Here is a 17,155-nt window from a genome sequence, read left to right on the forward strand (position 1 = left end):
AATTACTCCTGGATCCAGTTGGGGCGGCGTTTTTCCAGAAAGGCGCTGAGGCCTTCCTGCCCTTGTTCTGACACTCTGATAGTGGCGATACGCAGGCTGGTTTTTTCCATCAGCTCTTCGTCGTCATCTTTGTGATCGGCAATATCGAAGATCAGTTGCTTGGCGGCACTGACAGCATCAGGGCTGTTTTTCAATAATTGTTCGATCAGCTCTTCTACTGTGCTGTCCAGCTCTTCTTCGGTGACCGCTTCGCTGAGCAGGCCTAAGCGCCGGGCGCGGCGGGCAGAAAACACTTCGGCAGTGGTAAAATAACGCCGAGCGATGCGTTTGCCGATGGCGTCAATCACATAAGGGGCGATGGTCGCCGGGATCAGGCCCAGTTTGACTTCGCTTAAACAGAACTTGCTCATTTTGCTGCCAATGGCCATATCACAGCAGGCAATAAGTCCCACCGCACCGCCAAAGGCAGCACCCTGAACCTTTGCCACTGTGGGCTTAGGCAGGGTATTTAAGGTATGTAGCATGGTGGCCAGGGCCCTGGCGTCGGCTACGTTCTCTTCAAAACTATAACCGGCCATGCGTTTCATCCAGTTGGCATCGGCGCCGGCACAGAAACTCTTACCATTGGCGGCCAGTACCAGCACCCGCACCTGATTGTCATCACCGGCGCGCTTAAACAGCCCGGTGAGCTCTTTGATCAGTACATCGTCAAAGGCGTTATGTTTGTGAGGCCGGTTCAGGGTAACGGTGGCCACCCCGCGTTTATCCACTTCATATAAAATATCTGACATGGGGCCTCCTTACATGCGGAACACCCCGAAACGGGTGTCCTCTATAGGTTTATTCAACGATGCTGAAAGGCACAGGCCAAGCACGGTACGGGTATCGGCGGGATCAATCACGCCGTCATCCCATAGGCGGGCTGAGGCGTAGTAGGGGTGCCCCTGGCGCTCATAATCATCAATAATCGGCTGTTTAAAGGCCTTTTCTTCTGCTTCACTCCAGTCTTCATCTTTGCGGGCTTTTTGATCCCGTTTAACCTGAGCCAGCACACCGGCAGCCTGCTCGCCGCCCATCACCGAGATGCGGGCATTGGGCCACATAAACAAAAAGCGCGGGTCGTACGCTCGGCCGCACATGCCGTAGTTACCGGCACCGAAACTACCGCCGATCAGAATAGTAAATTTGGGCACTTTGGCGCAGGCCACGGCGGTCACCATTTTCGCGCCATGTTTGGCAATGCCGCCGGCTTCGTATTGTTTGCCCACCATAAAGCCGGTGATATTCTGCAAAAATACCAGCGGGATTTTGCGCTGGGCGCACAGCTCAATAAAGTGAGCGCCTTTTTGTGCCGATTCTGAGAATAAAATCCCGTTATTGGCGACAATGCCGACCGGATAGCCGAAGATGCGTGCAAATCCACAGACTAAGGTGTTGCCGTAAAGGGCCTTAAATTCATCGAATTCTGAGCCATCCACCACGCGGGCAATGATTTCCCGCACATCATAAGACTGGCGGGTGTCTTTAGGCACGATGCCATAGATTTCATTGACGTCGTAAGCCGGATCCACAGGCTGGGTAAGCTGCAATGATACCGGCTTAGTACGGTTTAACCGTGCTACCGCATCCCGGGCAATTTTCAGCGCATGATGGTCATTGTTGGCCAGGTGGTCCGCCACCCCGGAGGTGCGACAGTGCACATCACCGCCGCCCAGCTCCTCGGCGCTGACCACTTCACCGGTTGCCGCTTTTACCAGCGGCGGGCCACCGAGAAAAATGGTGCCCTGTTCTTTGACAATAATGGACTCATCGGCCATGGCCGGAACATAGGCTCCACCTGCGGTGCAGGAGCCCATCACCACCGCGATTTGCGGAATATTGGCGGCTGATAAGTTGGCCTGATTATAAAAAATACGCCCGAAGTGCTCACGATCAGGGAACACTTCATCCTGACGGGGCAGGTTGGCACCGCCACTGTCGACCAGGTAGATACAGGGCAGGTTGTTTTGCTCGGCAATGGTCTGGGCGCGCAGGTGTTTTTTCACCGTAAGCGGGTAATAGGTGCCGCCTTTAACGGTGGCATCGTTCGCCACAATCATGCACTCAACACCGGAAACCCGGCCAATACCACATATAATGCCCGCCGCGGGCACATCGTCATCATAAACATGCAGCGCTGCCAGTTGTGACAGCTCTAAAAAAGGCGCACCGGGATCGAGCAGGGCTTCGATGCGCTCGCGGGGTAATAATTTGCCTCTGTCGGTATGACGCTGATTGGCTTTATCGCCACCACCCTGGCTGATGTTAGCAAATTGCTGACGCAGATCGTCCACCTGAGTCTGCATATGGGCGGCATTGTCGGCAAATTCCTGGCTCTTGGCATTAATTTTTGATTCTATTCGGGGCACAAGGCTCTCCTTTCTCAATTCACCACAGAGACACAGAGGTCACAGAGTGTATTAGATCACTGTTCTGAGACTTCTTCGTGACATCACTATGGTGCATTTTGTAAGCACACTCTATATTGCTGATTCATTGCTCACGGAGTACAAAAAATCCACCATTAATCCTCTGTGTTCTCCGTGCCTCTGTGGTGCAATATCAGTTAAGCCGATTCTTTAAACAGTTCGCGGCCGATCAGCATGCGGCGGATCTCTGAGGTGCCGGCGCCAATCTCATACAGCTTAGCATCTCTGAGCAAACGCCCTGTGGGGTACTCGTTGATATAGCCGTTACCGCCGAGCAACTGAATCGCATCCAGCGCCATTTTAGTGGCCAGTTCGGCAGAATACAGGATCACCGCAGCGGCATCTTTACGGGTGGTTTCACCACGATCGCAGGCTTTGGCTACGGTATAAACATAAGCACGGGCGGCATTCATCTGGGTATACATATCGGCAAGCTTGCCCTGTACCAGCTGAAATTCGCCGATACTCTGGCCAAACTGCTTTCTGTCATGAACATAAGGGATGACCACATCCATACAGGCCTGCATTATGCCCAGCGGGCCGCCGGAGAGCACTAGTCGTTCATAATCGAGGCCGCTCATCAGCACCTTTACGCCGCCGCCCTCAACACCCAGAATATTTTCAGCGGGTATTTCACAGTTATCGAACACCAGTTCGCAGGTATTGGAGGAGCGCATGCCCAGTTTGTCGAGTTTTTGTGCCTGGCTGAATCCCGGCGTGTCTTTTTCTACGATAAAAGCAGTAATGCCTTTAGAGCCTGCGTTGACATCGGTTTTGGCATAGATCACAAACACATGGGCATCGGGGCCGTTGGTGATCCACATTTTATTGCCGTTAAGAATGTACTTATCTCCCTGTTTTTTGGCGCTTAACTTCATGCTGACCACATCTGAGCCGGCATTTGGCTCACTCATGGCCAGCGCGCCGATATGCTCACCGCTGACCAGTTTCGGCAGGTATTTTTCCCGCTGGGCGTCGTTGCCGTTTTTATAAATCTGATTAACACACAGATTAGAATGGGCACCGTAACTTAAGCCAATGCCTGCGGACGCGCGGCTGATTTCTTCCATCGCCACCACATGGGCCAGATAACCCATGTCGGCACCGCCATATTGTTCCGATACGGTGACACCTAACAGGCCCATTTCGCCAAATTTAGGCCAAAGTTCGTTGGGAAAGGCATTGTTTTCATCGGCGCTTTCGGCCAGTGGCGCAATCTCGCCCTGGGCAAAGGCATAGACGTGGTCGCGAAGCATATCCACTTCTTCGCCAAGACCAAAATTCAGGGTAGGGTAATGGGCTTTCATGCGCGTTTTCCTCTTGTCAGTTGTTCCAGTTCCAGTCGACAGCGACTCTCCAGGTCGTCCAGCTCATTCATCAGCATCTGAATATCTTCCAGTTGTTGACGCATGCTGGCCCGCTTCAGGGCAATCATGTCCAGAATCACTTCATTTTGTGCCAGTGAGTTCTGATTACTGTCGTAAAGGTTAAACAGGGTTTTGGTTTCTGCCAGTGAAAAGCCGAGTCTTTTTCCTCTTAGGATCAGCTTCAGCCTGACTCTGTCTTTATTGTGATAGATGCGTGTCTGGCCACTACGCTCAGGGCACAGCAGCCCCTGCTCTTCATAGAAGCGGATGGATCGGGGCGTAATGTCAAATTCTTTTGCCAGTTCGCCAATGCTGTAGGTGCGGTTCTCGGCCATATCACTTTACGTTTACGTAAGCTGTAAGTTAACCTAAAGGTAAAGTAAGCGTAACAAGGCGTCAACACAGGGATGACCTTAGCAACTGGTCAACCTGTGAAAATGTTCATTATGCTGTACGTTCGACTTATGGTGCATTGCGCCCGTATTGGGTAATTTGTACAACAAAAGCCAGATTAGCTGGTCTGAGAACACACTCAGACCAGAGCACAGATCACAAACAGGGGATTAATGATGAGTAATAACGATGCAGTAGTGATAGTGGATGCCAGACGCACTCCCATGGGTGGCTTTCAGGGCGCTTTAGCACCTTTAAGTGGTGTTGAACTGGGTGCTCAGGCGATTAAAGCGCTGCTGGAAAAGCATGATGCTGATGCAGTGCAGGAAGTGTTTATGGGCTGTGTACTGCCAGCCGGGTTGGGGCAGTCTCCGGCCAGACAGGCGAGTTTAAAAGCCGGTTTGCCGCTATCTGCCGGTGTAACGACCATTAATAAAGTCTGTGGCTCGGGTATGAAAGCGGTGATGCTGGCTCATGATCTGATTAAGGCAGGCAGTATTGATACGGCGGTGGCCGGGGGCATGGAAAGCATGAGTAATGCGCCGTATCTGTTACCCAAAGCGCGAAGTGGCTATCGTATGGGTCATGGCCAGGTACTGGATCATATGATGCTGGACGGGCTGGAAAATGCCTATGATGGCAAAGCCATGGGCTGTTTTGCCCAGGACACTGCTGATAAAGAAAGGATCGATCGCCAGCAAATGGATGAGTTTGCTTTAACCTCCTTATCCCGCGCCAAACAGGCTATCAACAGTGGTGCCTTTGCCGATGAGATTACGCCGCTGACCATTGCAACCCGTAAGGGGGATATTACCGTAGATACCGATGAAGGGCCGGGCAACGCCATGCCGGATAAGATCCCCAATCTGCGTCCTGCATTTAAAAAAGACGGTACCATTACTGCCGCTAATTCAAGTTCTATTTCTGATGGTGCTGCAGCACTGCTGGTGATGCGCGAGTCGGTGGCGAAAGAAAAGGGCCTGACGCCAATGGCGCGGATTGTGGGACACAGTACCCATTCCATTGAACCTGAAAACTTTACCGTAGCGCCCGTTGGCGCCATGCAAAAGCTGCTGGATAAGGTTAACTGGCAGACCAGCGATGTGGATCTGTTTGAGATCAATGAAGCCTTTGCCATGGTGACCATGCTGGCGATTAAACAGCTGGAGCTGGATGCAGACAAGGTCAACGTCAATGGTGGTGCCTGTGCGCTGGGCCATCCTATAGGTGCTTCCGGTGCCCGGATTCTGGTCACTCTGCTGCATGCTCTGAAAAACCGGAATCTTAAAAAGGGTATCGCCTCACTCTGTATCGGCGGCGGCGAAGCGACAGCTATCGCAGTGGAAATGCTGTAGTTAGTGAGGTGTGAAGTGTGAGGGGAGAGGAGTAAGGGTGAAGGAGTGAGGGTGAGATGAAATCCCGCCTTTTTACCTACATGCCTTTCTCCGCGTCTTTGCGGTGTAGCCTGCAAGGAGCGAAGCGGATTGCGGGATTGAGTTTTCCCGGATTCCGCTTCGCTGCATCACGGGCTACGAGATATGAAAATCACCAAAGGTACGAACAAAAAAGCGATTCCACCACAGAGCCACGAAGGGCACAGAGAGGTAAAGGGAAATAAGCGGTTTAATCCTCTGTGCTATTCGTGGCTCTGTGGTTAAGGCTTTTAATTGCGTCCCTGCCAGAGCATCAACCTTTAACCGGTGATAATTTCTTCTTCTTTTACCCTTTGAATATACGCCAGGCGCCAGCCCAGGAAGATGGCGGCGCTGGTCAGGCCGACGATAAAGCCAATCCAGAAACCGGTGGCAGCCATCTTTGGCACTACCCAGTCGGTGAGCCCCAGAATGCAGCCAGTTGTTAATCCCACCCCCCAGTAAGACAGAAAACTGATATAGAACATGGCTTTGGCATCTTTATAGCCGCGCAGGGCACAGCCTGAGATCACCTGTATGGCGTCGGAAAACTGAAACACCGCCGCCAGAAACATCAGATCTGCCGCCATGCGTACCACTTCGGCATCGTTACTGTAGAGCTCAGCAATCTGAAAACGCAGCAAAAAGGAAATGCTGGCGGTCACAAGGGCGCAGCCGATACCCACAATCCAGGCGCCATGTACTGATTTTCTGGCATTTAAGGGTTTTTCTTCACCCAGCAGATAGCCCACTCTGATGGCCACGGCCAGGCCAATGCTTAAGGGGATCATAAACATCAGCGCAGAGAAATTCAGTGCCACCTGATGAGACGCCACAATCAGTGCCCCAAAGGGAGCCAGCAGCAGTGCCACCACAGAAAACAGCGACACCTCAAACAAAATGGTCATAGCAATAGGCAGGCCGAGGCGCACAATCTCCATGATCTCTGACAGCCTGGGGGCATACCAGCGGTTGAAAAACGGGTAGCGTGACATCTTGCGTGAATAGTGGGTGTAGGCCCAGGTGCATACCATCATGCCGGTAAATACCAGTGCGGTGGCAATACCACAACCGGCGCCGCCAAAAGCTGGTACGCCAAGCTTGCCGTAAATAAATACGTAATTAGCCGGAATATTAATCATCAGACCAACAAACATAATGATCATAGACGGGCGGGTGACCGAAAGGCCTTCACAGTACTGGCGCAGTACCTGATAGATGGCAAATGCCGGCATCCCCAGTAACATGTATTGCAGATACTCAAGGGTAATGCGCTCGAGCTCCGGCTCCATGTTCATCAGCTCTGCCAGCTGTGGCACTAAAAAGTAGCACAGTGCCAGCGGCACCGACATAAACAGCGACAGCCACAGGGTTTGCTGGCCTTTTTCAGGGATCTCTTCCACCTTTCTTGCCCCGTCAAGGCGCGAAACGATAGGCGGAAGGGCCAGAATAATGCCTTGCAGGAAAAACAGAATGGGCAGAATAATGCTCGACGCAATAGCCACCGCGGCCATATCCGTAGCGGATACCCGGCCGGCCATAATGGTGTCTGATACACCCATCAGGGTTTGCGTGACCTGAGCAATCAATAAAGGCCAGGCCAGTTTCACCAGTTGTCTTATTTCGTGAGCAAGACTCATAGATCACAGATTCGGGAGCAGTATTTCGGGCCGTATTTATACCATAAAGACACCGAAGCGGCCCGTGATTTACTCTGGAAAACAGGCTGAGATTACAAAAGAATACTTTTCAGCACTGAGATACAGAGAACACTGAGGTTATAAGGCTTTGTTCTCAGCGTCTTAGCGCCTCTGCGAGATAAACAAAAAGCAGATTGATCTCGCAGAGGCCCGGGGGCGCAGAGGTCTGAAGGTATTTACCCTGTAGCCCGTATAAAGCGAAGCGGAATACGGGTCTGAACACGACAGACACTAAAGTCACGAAAAGGGATGTTGACCCCATCTCTGTCGTGCCTTTAGTGTTTCTCGTGGTCGAATGTATTTTAACCACGAAAGCACGAAAAAGAGCGATTTCACCACGGAGACACAGGGAGCACAGAGTTTATCAGGCTTTTGTTCTCCGCGTCTTAGCGCCTCTGCGAGATAAACAAAAAACAGATCGATCTCGCAAAGGCGCAGGGGCGCAGAGATCTCAAGGTATTTATCTCTGTGGTTATTTTTGTCTTTTACCATCGTGAGCAAGTTTTTTGTGCCTGACTTGTGCAGTTGTTGCACCAAAATAGTGCTGGCAGTTTCCTGTCTGCCGCAAATATTGGCGTTTATCCGCAGACTTTATGGGTAGGGACCGATAACCCGCTGATCTTAAAGTTATCTTTTATGCTGGCGCGATTGTTGCCTTATACCAGCCATAGGCCTAGTGATGTTGTACCGAGGAATATACTGCCGATGAGCGGAGCGCCCACTGTTGCAGACAAAGCTCTGGAAATCCTGCTGATCGATGATGATCTGGACAGGGCGGCAGCCTTTAGTTCGGCACTGGATAGCTCCCGCTATCATGTGTCGCACCTGGTCAGTTCCCGCACGTCGCTGCTTAAGGAAGTGGATCAACTGAAGCCGGATATTATCGTGATTGATATTGAATCACCGGATCGGGACATTCTTGAAAGCCTCAGTACCTTATCCAGTTTTAATCCCAAACCGGTGGTGATGTTCTGTGAACAGGATGACTCACAGTTGATCAATCAGTCGGTGCAATCCGGTGTCAGCGCCTATGTGGTGGGCGATGTACCAGGTGGCAGGGTGCGCTCAATCCTGGACGCCGCCGTTGCCCGCTTCCAGCAATATCAAACCCTGAAGCAGGAACTGAATGAGACCAAAAATAAACTGGAATCCAGACGGGTGATTGAGAAAGCCAAAGCATTGCTGATGAATAAGAAAAACATGAGTGAAGCTAAAGCCTTTAACACCATGCGCAAGATGGCCATGGACAGTGGCCAGAAAATGGAGCAGGTGGCCGCCAATATTCTTTCCATTCTCACCACACTTGACGCACAGGACTAACAGATGCAGCAGAACAATAAAACACAATTGCAACTGGGATTCGTGCCCCTGACAGACAGTGCGCCATTGGTGATGGCAAAAGAGCTTGGTTTTTTTCAGGATGAAGGGCTGGATGTTGTACTCAGAAAACAGAATTCCTGGGCTACCCTGCGTGACAAACTGCAGGTTGGGATCCTGGATGGCGCGCAGATGCTTGCACCTATGCCGCTGGCCAGCCAGCTGGGTTTAGGCGGTAATCATGCCAGCATCATCACGCCCTTTATTCTCAGCTTTAATGGCAACGCCATCACCTTATCAGAGGCGTTGTGCCGGGAAGTTTGTCAGCTCCACGGCATGCCACTGAATAGCCTGCCGTTACCGCTCCCTGCGAGTTTGCTGAAGGCTGTGATTGACGAGCGATTGCACCAGGGCAGGCCGTTGCTGAAGTTCGCCACCGTATTTGCCTACAGCAGTCATTACTATCAGTTACGCCAGTGGTTCAGTGACGCAGATATTGAGCTGGGCACAGATGTGGAAGTACAGGTACTGCCGCCAACCAGTATGGTGGCGGCACTACATGAAGGCGTGGTGGACGGGTACTGTGTGGGAGGTCCCTGGAATGCCAAAGCTGTCAGAACCGGGCTGGGTATGACTGCAGTCAGCTCCTGTGATATCTGGCCTGATCAACCTGAGAAAGTCCTGGGGATCACAGAATCCTGGCAGCAGGCGAATCCTGATACCACAGTGGCACTGATCAAAGCCCTGAGGCGTGCCTGTGACTGGCTGGAAGTCGTACCGAATCGCTTTGAAGCAGCGCGGATCCTGAGCTCAGTCACTTATTTAAATGCGGATCTGGATGTGGTGGCGCCGGCGCTGCTCGGCAGTTGTCTGGTGCACCACCGCTTAGATCCCAGAACGATTCCCGCTTACAACCGATTCAGCAGTGCCGGGCAGGGGGGCGACAATAATCCCGATCCGGCCTATGCCCGCTTTTTGCTCAATCAGATGGTTGAAGCCGGGCATATACAATTGTCTCAGTATCAGCAACTCGATTCTGAGCAGGTATTTCGGGCCGATATTTACGCTCAGGCGTTGCAGCAAGTGCAAACAGCAGTTTTATAAGGACAATCTGGTTGCTGCACAACAACAGGGCGACCTTGCACTACCAAAGCAGCCTGCCAGAAAGAATAAAAACCGTATTTAATTGTAACCTTTTGAAAATAAAGAAAAATAAAACATGGCACAGCCTGTGCTTTAACTAATCTGCGTAAATGTGGAGGGTACTGTCGCCAATGAGAATTGCCGATAACCACAAGGGAAACTACGCGGCCAAAAGCTGCAAAATAATAATAAAGAGATGATGCAGCAGGGTCGCTGACAATAACAAGATGCCCCCACACAGCTTTTATCATAAAAGCTGAACAACAATTAGTTTGTCCGTTTCTGGCAATGATGCCGGTAACGGGCCAGGCAACGAAGCCCATGATTTCTGTGTAAGCAGAAACATGGGCTTTTTTTTTGGGCGATAGCAGGCACCGGTTTTTAAAAATATGCGGTGCATTCGTCATAACACGGAGATTTCGAGTATGAGCGGGTCTGACAGATTTAACCTTTTATCCTTTACAGGCAAAATGAAAGTTCTGCATCTGTCCTGGATAGCATTTTTTATCACCTTTGTGGTGTGGTTCAATCATGCACCGTTGTTGCAGGCGATTGCTGCGAGCCTGGGGCTGGACAGTCAGCAGGTAAAAACCTTGCTGATCCTGAACGTGGCGCTGACTATTCCGGCAAGGGTGATCATTGGCATGTTAACGGACCGCTTCGGTCCGCGTATTGTTTATTCCACACTGCTGGCAATCTGTTCCTTACCCTGCTTCTTATTTGCGCTGGCTGAGACCTTTATTCAGGCGGCCATTGCCCGCTTTATGCTCGGTTTTATCGGGGCCGGCTTTGTGATTGGCATCCGTATGGTCAGCGAGTGGTTCCCCAGTCAGGAACTGGGTACGGCCGAGGGCATTTATGGCGGCTGGGGGAATTTCGGATCGGCGGCGGCGGCCTTCAGCCTGCCTGCGCTGGCATTATGGCTTGGTGGGGATAACGGCTGGCGTTACGCCATCGCCCTAACCGGGTTGATGAGTCTGATTTTTGCTGTCATTTATTTTATGAGTGTCAGCGACACGCCAAAAGGTGCCACCTACTTCAAGCCAAAACAAAGTGGCGCCATGGAGGTCACCAGTGTCGGAGATTTCTTTTTTCTGCTGGTCATGAAGATCCCTATGTATGCGGCACTGGCCTTGTTGATATGGAAGCTGTCGCCAGCGGGAGTAAGCCTTGTCGGCTCTGAGCTGAGTCTGGTCTGCTACATTGGTCTGGTGTTGTTGTATCTGTGCGAGATCCGCCAGGTGTGGAAGATCAATCACAGTATTTTTAAACAACCTGTGCCCGAACTGCATCGCTATAAATTCAAACAGGTAGCGATACTCAATGTGCTGTACTTTGCGACCTTTGGCTCAGAACTGGCGGTGATCTCTATGTTGCCACTGTTTTTTGCCGAAACCTTTACCCTGACACCGGTAATGGCCGGTATGCTGGCCTCGGCGTATGCCTTTATGAATCTGATGTCGCGACCGGCAGGCGGCTGGCTGTCTGATAAGTTTGGCCGCAAGCCGGTGTTGTTGATCCTCACCGCAGGACTGGCGTTGGGCTACTTTATGATGAGCCATGTGAACGCAAGCTGGTCTTTGCCGCTGGCGGTCGCTGCGGTGATGTTATGTTCTTTCTTTGTACAATCCGGAGAGGGAGCGGTATTTGCGGTGGTACCCCTGATTAAACGTCGCCTGACCGGGCAGATTGCCGGCATGACCGGAGCCTACGGCAATGTGGGTGCAGTGGTGTATCTGACGGTGTTGTCATTTGTGGACTACAGCACCTTTTTTATGGTGATTGCGGCGACCGCATTAATGGGCTTTGCAGTGCTGTTGTTGATGGAAGAGCCTAAAGGCCATATTGCTGAAGTTGGTGAAGACGGCTCGGTAGAGCTGATCTCTGTATCCTGAACGAAGGTCAGATGATGAGTGCTAATCCGCCGGCCCATGGCAAAGACCTGTTAGCTCAGCAAAGCATTGATACCAGGTTATCAGATAAGCTTGAAGTGGAATTCGGCGGTAGCAGCCTGGCCGGTGCCAAGTCCGATAATCAGGATGCCCTGGCAGCGTATTATCCTGACAGTGCTTCGGCCCGCTTAAAGGGGGCCGTGGCCTGTATCGCCGATGGCGTCAGCAGCAGTGAGCAGGCCAGAATGGCAAGTCAGCTCAGTGTTACCCATTTTATTCAGGATTATTTCAGTACACCTGACAGCTGGGCGGTAAAAACTGCAGCGGCCAGAGTGCTGTCGGCACTGAATAACTGGTTAGTCCATCACGGACGTCAGTCACCGGGGCAGGCGGGTATGTTAACCACTTTCAGTGCCCTGATCTGCAAATCTGCCACTGCTCATTTTCTGCACATCGGCGACAGTCGCATTTACCGGCTGCGTGAACAGGAGCTGGAACAGCTGACTCAGGATCATAATCTGCATCAGGGCGGAGGCCGTTCTTTTCTGAGCCGGGCACTGGGCATGGATAATCACCTGGAGATTGACTATCGTCAGGAGGCGCTGCAGGCCGGGGACTGTTTTTTATTGTGTACAGACGGGGTATACGGCTGTTTGCCCGATAGTCAGTTACAGACTCTGCTCAAAGAATCGCAGACCCACCCGGAAGCGCTGGCAAAAAAGATCGCCAGGCAGGCGTTAGCCGCTGGCAGCCAGGACAATATCAGTTGCCTGATCGTCAGAGTCACTCAACTGCCCCGACAGGATGTGAATGAAACCCTCCGGCAACTGACCAGCAAGGTGATTCCGCCTGCGCTTAAGCCCGGCATGACACTGGATGGTTTTAAAGTCAGTCAGGTGCTGTATAACGGCCCCCGCAGTCATCTTTATCTGGTTGAGCATGATGACCGGGAAAAGCCGCTGGTACTGAAGACCCCCGATGTCCGCTTCGCCGATGATGCAGTTTATCTGGAAGCCTTCAGTCGCGAGCAATGGGCAGGGCGGCGAATTGATCATCCGGGTGTGATGAAAATCTATCCCTCCCCGGACAGTCCCTTTTTATACCATTTGTGTGAGTTTGTAGACGGTCAGACCCTGCGTCAGTGGATGCGGGATAACCCGCATCCTTCACTGGAACAGGCACGTAAGCTGGCTGTACAGCTGGTCAGTGCGCTGCGGGCTTTTCAGCGACAAGGCATGGTACATGGTGATCTTAAGCCAGAGAATATTATGGTACAGGCAGATGGTGAACTGAAAATCATTGATTTTGGTGCCGTGCAGGTCAGTGGCTTAGAAGAAATGGCGGCCGATATCACCTCACTTCAGCCACCCGGTGCACTGGATTACTGTGCACCGGAATACCTGCAAGGTGAAAAAGGCAGTGCCCAGAGCGATATGTTCTCGCTGGCTGTGATTTTGTATGAGGTGTTGTGCGGTGAACTGCCCTTTAAGCGCTCGGTACTGGCCCATCAGCACTCAGACAGCCGTTGTACCTGGCAATACCAGCCGCTTCGTCTGCGGCGGCCATCAGTTCCACTGTGGGCCGACCTGGCACTGAAAAAAGCTGTGGCAAAGCATCCGCGCAATCGTTATATGGCATTTTCTGAGTTGTTGCAGGATCTTACCCTGCCAAACCCTCAGTTGTTAAGGCATCAGCGCAGGATGCCTCTGATAGAACGGCATCCGGTTCAATTCTGGCAGTCTGTCAGCCTGCTGCTGGGGCTGTTGCTATTGCTGCAATGGGCGCTGCGCTGAAAACCTGTCTACCGCGAATTACATAATGAAAAGAAATTTAACCACGGAGGCACAGAGAGCAAAGATGTGAGAAGGTTTATATTCTTAGCGCCTTCGCGTCTCTGCGAGATCAAATAAAGAAAAGCAGGATGATCTCGCAGAGGTGCGGGGGCGCAAAGAAGAGCAATGTCTTAGAAGGGTCCAATTTATTGGACTTGTCTAAAAGTCTTCAACCACGAAGGACGCGAAGAGCACGAAGATGGCAACACAAGAACACCTTAAATCTGTGCGTCTCAGCGCCCCTGCGAGATCAAATAAAGAAAAGCGGGATGATCTCGCCAAGGCGCGGGGCGCAGAGAAGAGCAATATTTTGTAGTGTCCAATTTATTGGACTTGTCTAAAAGTCTTCAACCACGAAGGACGCGAAGAGCACGAAGATGGCAACACAAGAACACCTTAAATCTCCGCGTCTCAGCGCCCCTGCGAGATCAAATAAAGAAAAGCGGGATGATCTCGCCAAGGCGCGGGGGCGCAGAGAAGAGCAATATTTTGTAGGGTCCAATTTATTGGACTGGTCTAAAAGTCTTCAACCACGAAGGACGCGAAGAGCACGAAGATGGCAACACAAGAACACCTTAAATCTCCGCGTCTCAGCGCCCCTGCGAGATCAAATAAAGAAAAGCAGGATGATCTCGCAGAGGCGCGGGGGCGCAGAGGTTTAAAACAGTCCTTTCATCAGCGTAGCCTGTATAGAGCGAAGCGGAATACGGGGCTGTTTTTCGCGGTTGAAGGTGTTGTGCACCACCAGGGAGCAGGATTGCACTGTTAATGCGTGCAGTGCATATAGAAACAACAATGACTTTATGTATCTCTTTGAAAAATAATAATAAAAAGTATTGGCACTGGTTTTGCTGTCATTAAGAAGAGTAAAAAGAGTTAGTACAGAACCACAAATACATAACCGCCAGTCAGCAGGCAACGTTGCCTGACTGACGGCAGGGCAACGAAGCCCGCAGATCTGTCTTACTTCCGTCCGGAAGCAGACCGATGTGCGGGCTTTTTTTGTTTTTCTCAGTGGTTGCCGGATTGCGGGCAATTTAAAAAGACCAGAAGAGGTAAGGATGAAAAGTGCGAATAAGATCCTGGTGGTGGGCAACGGCATGGTCGGCCACCATTTTGTCGAACAGCTGAGCCAGCAAAACAGCCAGGCAGAGATCACCGTGTTGTGCGGTGAACCGCGCCTGGCCTATGACAGGGTGCATTTATCGGCGTTTTTCGATGGTAAAACTGCCGACGATCTGGCCCTGACCAGCGAAGCGCAGTATCACGACTGGGGGGTGAATTTTCTTACCCACGCCTGGGTGGAGAAGATTGACACTGAAGACAAGCAGGTTTGGCTCAAAGATGGCCGCCATCTGGCTTATGACAAACTGGTGCTGGCCACTGGCTCTTATCCTTTTGTACCGCCTGTCCCGGGTGGTGATCAGCCCCATTGTCTGGTTTATCGCACTATAGAAGATCTTGAAGCCATCGCTGCAAGTGCCGCCAGCAGCAAGGTGGGCGTGGTGATAGGTGGTGGTCTGCTGGGGCTGGAAGCGGCCAATGCGCTGAAACAACTCGGGCTTGAAACCCATGTGGTGGAGTTTGCGCCACAATTGATGGCGGTGCAGTTGGACGCCGGCGGTGGCCGTTTGTTGCGAGACAAGATTCAGGGCCTCGGTGTGCAGGTACATACCAGTAAGGCGACTGAAGAGATCGCTACCGGCAGCCAGTGTCGCTATCAGTTGCGTTTTAAGGACGGTGAGATACTGGAAACGGATATGGTGCTGTTTTCTGCCGGCATCCGCCCACAGGATAAACTGGCCAGAGATGCGGGTCTGGAACTGGGTGAACGGGGCGGGATTGTGATCAATGACCACTGCCAGACTTCAGATCCGTCGATCTATGCCATCGGCGAGTGCGCGCTGTGGCAGGGACGGATTTTTGGTCTGGTGGCACCGGGCTATCAGATGGCCAGAGCCGCAGCCAGCCACTTACAGGATGGCGATCTTAGCTTTACCGGTGCCGATATGAGCACCAAATTAAAGCTGTTGGGCGTTGAAGTGGGCAGCATCGGCGATGCCCATGGCAATACCCCGGGAGCCCTGAGCTATAGCTATGAAAATCAGCCAGAGGGAATTTATAAGAAAATTGTGGTGGATAAGGCCGAACAGAAACTGCTTGGTGCGGTACTGGTTGGTGATAGCTCAGATTACGATACCTTGCTGCAATTTGCGTTAAACGGTATCGAATTGCCGCAAAAACCTGAGTCGCTGATTTTGCCAGACAGTGCCGGTAAGCCGCTGCTCGGCGCCGATGCACTATCCGACAGCGCCACGGTTTGTTCCTGTCACAATGTTACCAAGGGCGATATTCATCAGGCCATAGAGCAGGGGGCCTGTGATCTTGGTGGGGTGAAAAGCTGCACCAAAGCCAGCAGCGGCTGCGGCGGTTGTGCCGGGCTGCTGAAGACCGTGGTTGAAACTGAGCTGGCTGAGCGTGGTGTGGAAGTCAAAAAAGATATCTGCGAGCACTTTGCCTATTCCCGTCAGGAGTTGTTTCATCTGGTACAGGTAGAGAAAATCCACACCTTTGACGAGTTGCTATCCCGTCATGGTAAGGGTTTGGGCTGTGATATCTGCAAACCCACGGTGGCCTCCATTCTGGCCTCAAACTGGAATGACTATATCCTCAGTAAAGAGCACTTCGGCTTACAGGACACCAATGACAGATTTCTTGCCAACTTACAAAAAGACGGCACCTATTCGGTGGTACCCAGAGTGCCGGCGGGTGAGATTACCCCTGAAAAACTCATTGTCATCGGTCAGGTGGCAAAAAAGTATCGGTTATATACCAAGATAACCGGTGGTCAGCGTATCGATCTGTTCGGTGCCAGAGTGGAACAGCTACCGGATATCTGGCGAGAACTGATCGAAGCGGGTTTTGAAACCGGTCATGCCTACGGCAAATCACTCAGAACCGTCAAATCCTGTGTCGGCAGTACCTGGTGTCGTTATGGCGTGCAGGACAGCACCGGCCAGGCCATTGCCATTGAGAATCGCTACAAGGGCTTACGTTCACCTCACAAAATCAAGATGGCGGTATCCGGCTGCACCCGCGAATGCGCCGAAGCCCAGAGTAAGGATGTGGGGGTAATTGCCACCGACAAAGGCTGGAACCTGTATGTCGGCGGCAATGGCGGCATGAAGCCACGCCATGCCGACCTGCTGGCGACGGATCTGGATACCGATACGCTGGTTCGCTACATCGACCGTTTTCTTATGTTCTACGTGCGCACTGCCGACAGGCTTCAGCGCACCTCGGTATGGCTGGAAAGTCTCGAAGGGGGGCTGGAGTATCTGCGCGAGGTGATTATCGATGACAAGCTGGGCCTGTGTGAGGAGCTGGAAGCGCAGATGCATCAGGTGGTGGGCACTTATCAGTGTGAATGGAAAAGCGCCATCAACGATCCGCAGAGCCTGCGCCAGTTCCGTCAGTTCGTTAACGCCGATGACGCCGATGTCAATATTCAGTTTGTGGAAGAACGGGGCCAGTTGCGCCCGGCCACCGAGCAGGAAAAAACCAGACCGGCCAAAACTGAAACCGTGTAGGTCGGAATTTATTCCGACAGAGACAGGTTCAGGCTTAATTA

At 52.0% G+C, this 17,155-nt stretch carries 12 protein-coding genes; 6 read left to right on the forward strand and 6 right to left on the reverse strand.

The window, feature by feature from the left end:
* Positions 1-2: 2 nt before the first annotated feature.
* The 4 genes from AT746_RS08760 to AT746_RS08775 all read right to left on the reverse strand — a co-directional run bounded on the left by AT746_RS08760 (position 3) and on the right by AT746_RS08775 (position 4,170).
* Complete coding sequence (locus AT746_RS08760; RefSeq protein WP_062479280.1) at positions 3-791, reverse strand: enoyl-CoA hydratase/isomerase family protein; 789 nt, start codon at positions 789-791, stop codon at positions 3-5.
* A 9-nt stretch (positions 792-800) separates the two neighbouring features.
* The gene (locus AT746_RS08765; protein ID WP_062479283.1) at positions 801-2,408 is read right to left on the reverse strand and encodes a carboxyl transferase domain-containing protein; all 1,608 of its coding nucleotides are present in this window, start codon (positions 2,406-2,408) and stop codon (positions 801-803) included.
* A gap of 197 nt (positions 2,409-2,605) precedes the next feature.
* Entirely contained in the window at positions 2,606-3,775 is a 1,170-nt protein-coding gene (locus AT746_RS08770; RefSeq protein WP_062479286.1) for an isovaleryl-CoA dehydrogenase, read from the reverse strand.
* Entirely contained in the window at positions 3,772-4,170 is a 399-nt protein-coding gene (locus tag AT746_RS08775) for a MerR family transcriptional regulator (protein ID WP_062479289.1), read from the reverse strand. Before AT746_RS08775 ends, AT746_RS08770 begins: the two co-directional genes overlap by 4 nt.
* Positions 4,171-4,404: 234 nt before the next feature.
* Between AT746_RS08775 and AT746_RS08780 the strand changes: the two genes are divergently transcribed.
* Positions 4,405-5,583, forward strand: a complete 1,179-nt coding sequence (locus AT746_RS08780) for a thiolase family protein (RefSeq protein WP_062479292.1) — start codon at positions 4,405-4,407, stop codon at positions 5,581-5,583.
* A gap of 338 nt (positions 5,584-5,921) precedes the next feature.
* Here AT746_RS08780 and AT746_RS08785 read toward each other — a convergent pair whose 3' ends face one another.
* Positions 5,922-7,280, reverse strand: a complete 1,359-nt coding sequence (locus AT746_RS08785; RefSeq protein WP_062479296.1) for an MATE family efflux transporter — start codon at positions 7,278-7,280, stop codon at positions 5,922-5,924.
* Positions 7,281-8,045: 765 nt separating this feature from the next.
* Between AT746_RS08785 and AT746_RS08795 the strand changes: the two genes are divergently transcribed.
* Positions 8,046-8,660, forward strand: coding sequence for an ANTAR domain-containing response regulator (locus tag AT746_RS08795; protein WP_062479302.1), 615 nt, complete (start codon positions 8,046-8,048; stop codon positions 8,658-8,660).
* A 3-nt stretch (positions 8,661-8,663) separates the two neighbouring features.
* Positions 8,664-9,761, forward strand: a complete 1,098-nt coding sequence (locus tag AT746_RS08800; protein ID WP_062479305.1) for a CmpA/NrtA family ABC transporter substrate-binding protein — start codon at positions 8,664-8,666, stop codon at positions 9,759-9,761.
* Here AT746_RS08800 and AT746_RS19805 read toward each other — a convergent pair.
* Positions 9,725-10,207: a hypothetical protein gene (locus tag AT746_RS19805; protein WP_156413656.1), complete on the reverse strand. Its 483-nt coding sequence runs from the start codon at positions 10,205-10,207 to the stop codon at positions 9,725-9,727. The two genes, AT746_RS08800 and AT746_RS19805, sit on opposite strands and share 37 nt — an antisense overlap.
* A gap of 18 nt (positions 10,208-10,225) precedes the next feature.
* Here AT746_RS19805 and AT746_RS08805 point away from each other — a divergent pair, with 18 nt between their 5' ends.
* From AT746_RS08805 to nirB, 3 genes are all read left to right on the forward strand, one after another.
* Positions 10,226-11,695, forward strand: a complete 1,470-nt coding sequence (locus tag AT746_RS08805) for a NarK family nitrate/nitrite MFS transporter (protein WP_062479308.1) — start codon at positions 10,226-10,228, stop codon at positions 11,693-11,695.
* Between the two features lie 11 nt (positions 11,696-11,706).
* On the forward strand, positions 11,707-13,485 hold the full coding sequence (locus AT746_RS08810; protein WP_197414350.1) for a bifunctional protein-serine/threonine kinase/phosphatase: 1,779 nt from the start codon (positions 11,707-11,709) through the stop codon (positions 13,483-13,485).
* A 1,100-nt stretch (positions 13,486-14,585) separates the two neighbouring features.
* Positions 14,586-17,114 (forward strand): nitrite reductase large subunit NirB, encoded by a 2,529-nt coding sequence (gene nirB / locus AT746_RS08815; RefSeq protein WP_062479311.1) that lies wholly within the window; start codon positions 14,586-14,588, stop codon positions 17,112-17,114.
* Positions 17,115-17,155 lie beyond the last annotated feature (41 nt).

This window comes from Lacimicrobium alkaliphilum, assembly GCF_001466725.1.
Classification (GTDB): Bacteria; Pseudomonadota; Gammaproteobacteria; order Enterobacterales; family Alteromonadaceae; genus Lacimicrobium; species Lacimicrobium alkaliphilum_B.

Excerpts from the sequence above, each read along its gene's own strand:
- AT746_RS08760 (WP_062479280.1), bottom strand. The coding sequence starts at position 791 with ATGTCAGATATTTTATATGAAGTGGATAAACGCGGGGTGGCCACCGTT.
- AT746_RS08800 (WP_062479305.1), top strand. The coding sequence starts at position 8,664 with ATGCAGCAGAACAATAAAACACAATTGCAACTGGGATTCGTGCCCCTG.
- AT746_RS08810 (WP_197414350.1), top strand. The coding sequence starts at position 11,707 with ATGATGAGTGCTAATCCGCCGGCCCATGGCAAAGACCTGTTAGCTCAG.
- AT746_RS08805 (WP_062479308.1), top strand. The coding sequence starts at position 10,226 with ATGAGCGGGTCTGACAGATTTAACCTTTTATCCTTTACAGGCAAAATG.
- AT746_RS08775 (WP_062479289.1), bottom strand. The coding sequence starts at position 4,170 with ATGGCCGAGAACCGCACCTACAGCATTGGCGAACTGGCAAAAGAATTT.
- AT746_RS19805 (WP_156413656.1), bottom strand. The coding sequence starts at position 10,207 with ATGACGAATGCACCGCATATTTTTAAAAACCGGTGCCTGCTATCGCCC.
- AT746_RS08785 (WP_062479296.1), bottom strand. The coding sequence starts at position 7,280 with ATGAGTCTTGCTCACGAAATAAGACAACTGGTGAAACTGGCCTGGCCT.
- nirB (WP_062479311.1), top strand. The coding sequence starts at position 14,586 with ATGAAAAGTGCGAATAAGATCCTGGTGGTGGGCAACGGCATGGTCGGC.
- AT746_RS08770 (WP_062479286.1), bottom strand. The coding sequence starts at position 3,775 with ATGAAAGCCCATTACCCTACCCTGAATTTTGGTCTTGGCGAAGAAGTG.
- AT746_RS08795 (WP_062479302.1), top strand. The coding sequence starts at position 8,046 with ATGAGCGGAGCGCCCACTGTTGCAGACAAAGCTCTGGAAATCCTGCTG.
- AT746_RS08780 (WP_062479292.1), top strand. The coding sequence starts at position 4,405 with ATGAGTAATAACGATGCAGTAGTGATAGTGGATGCCAGACGCACTCCC.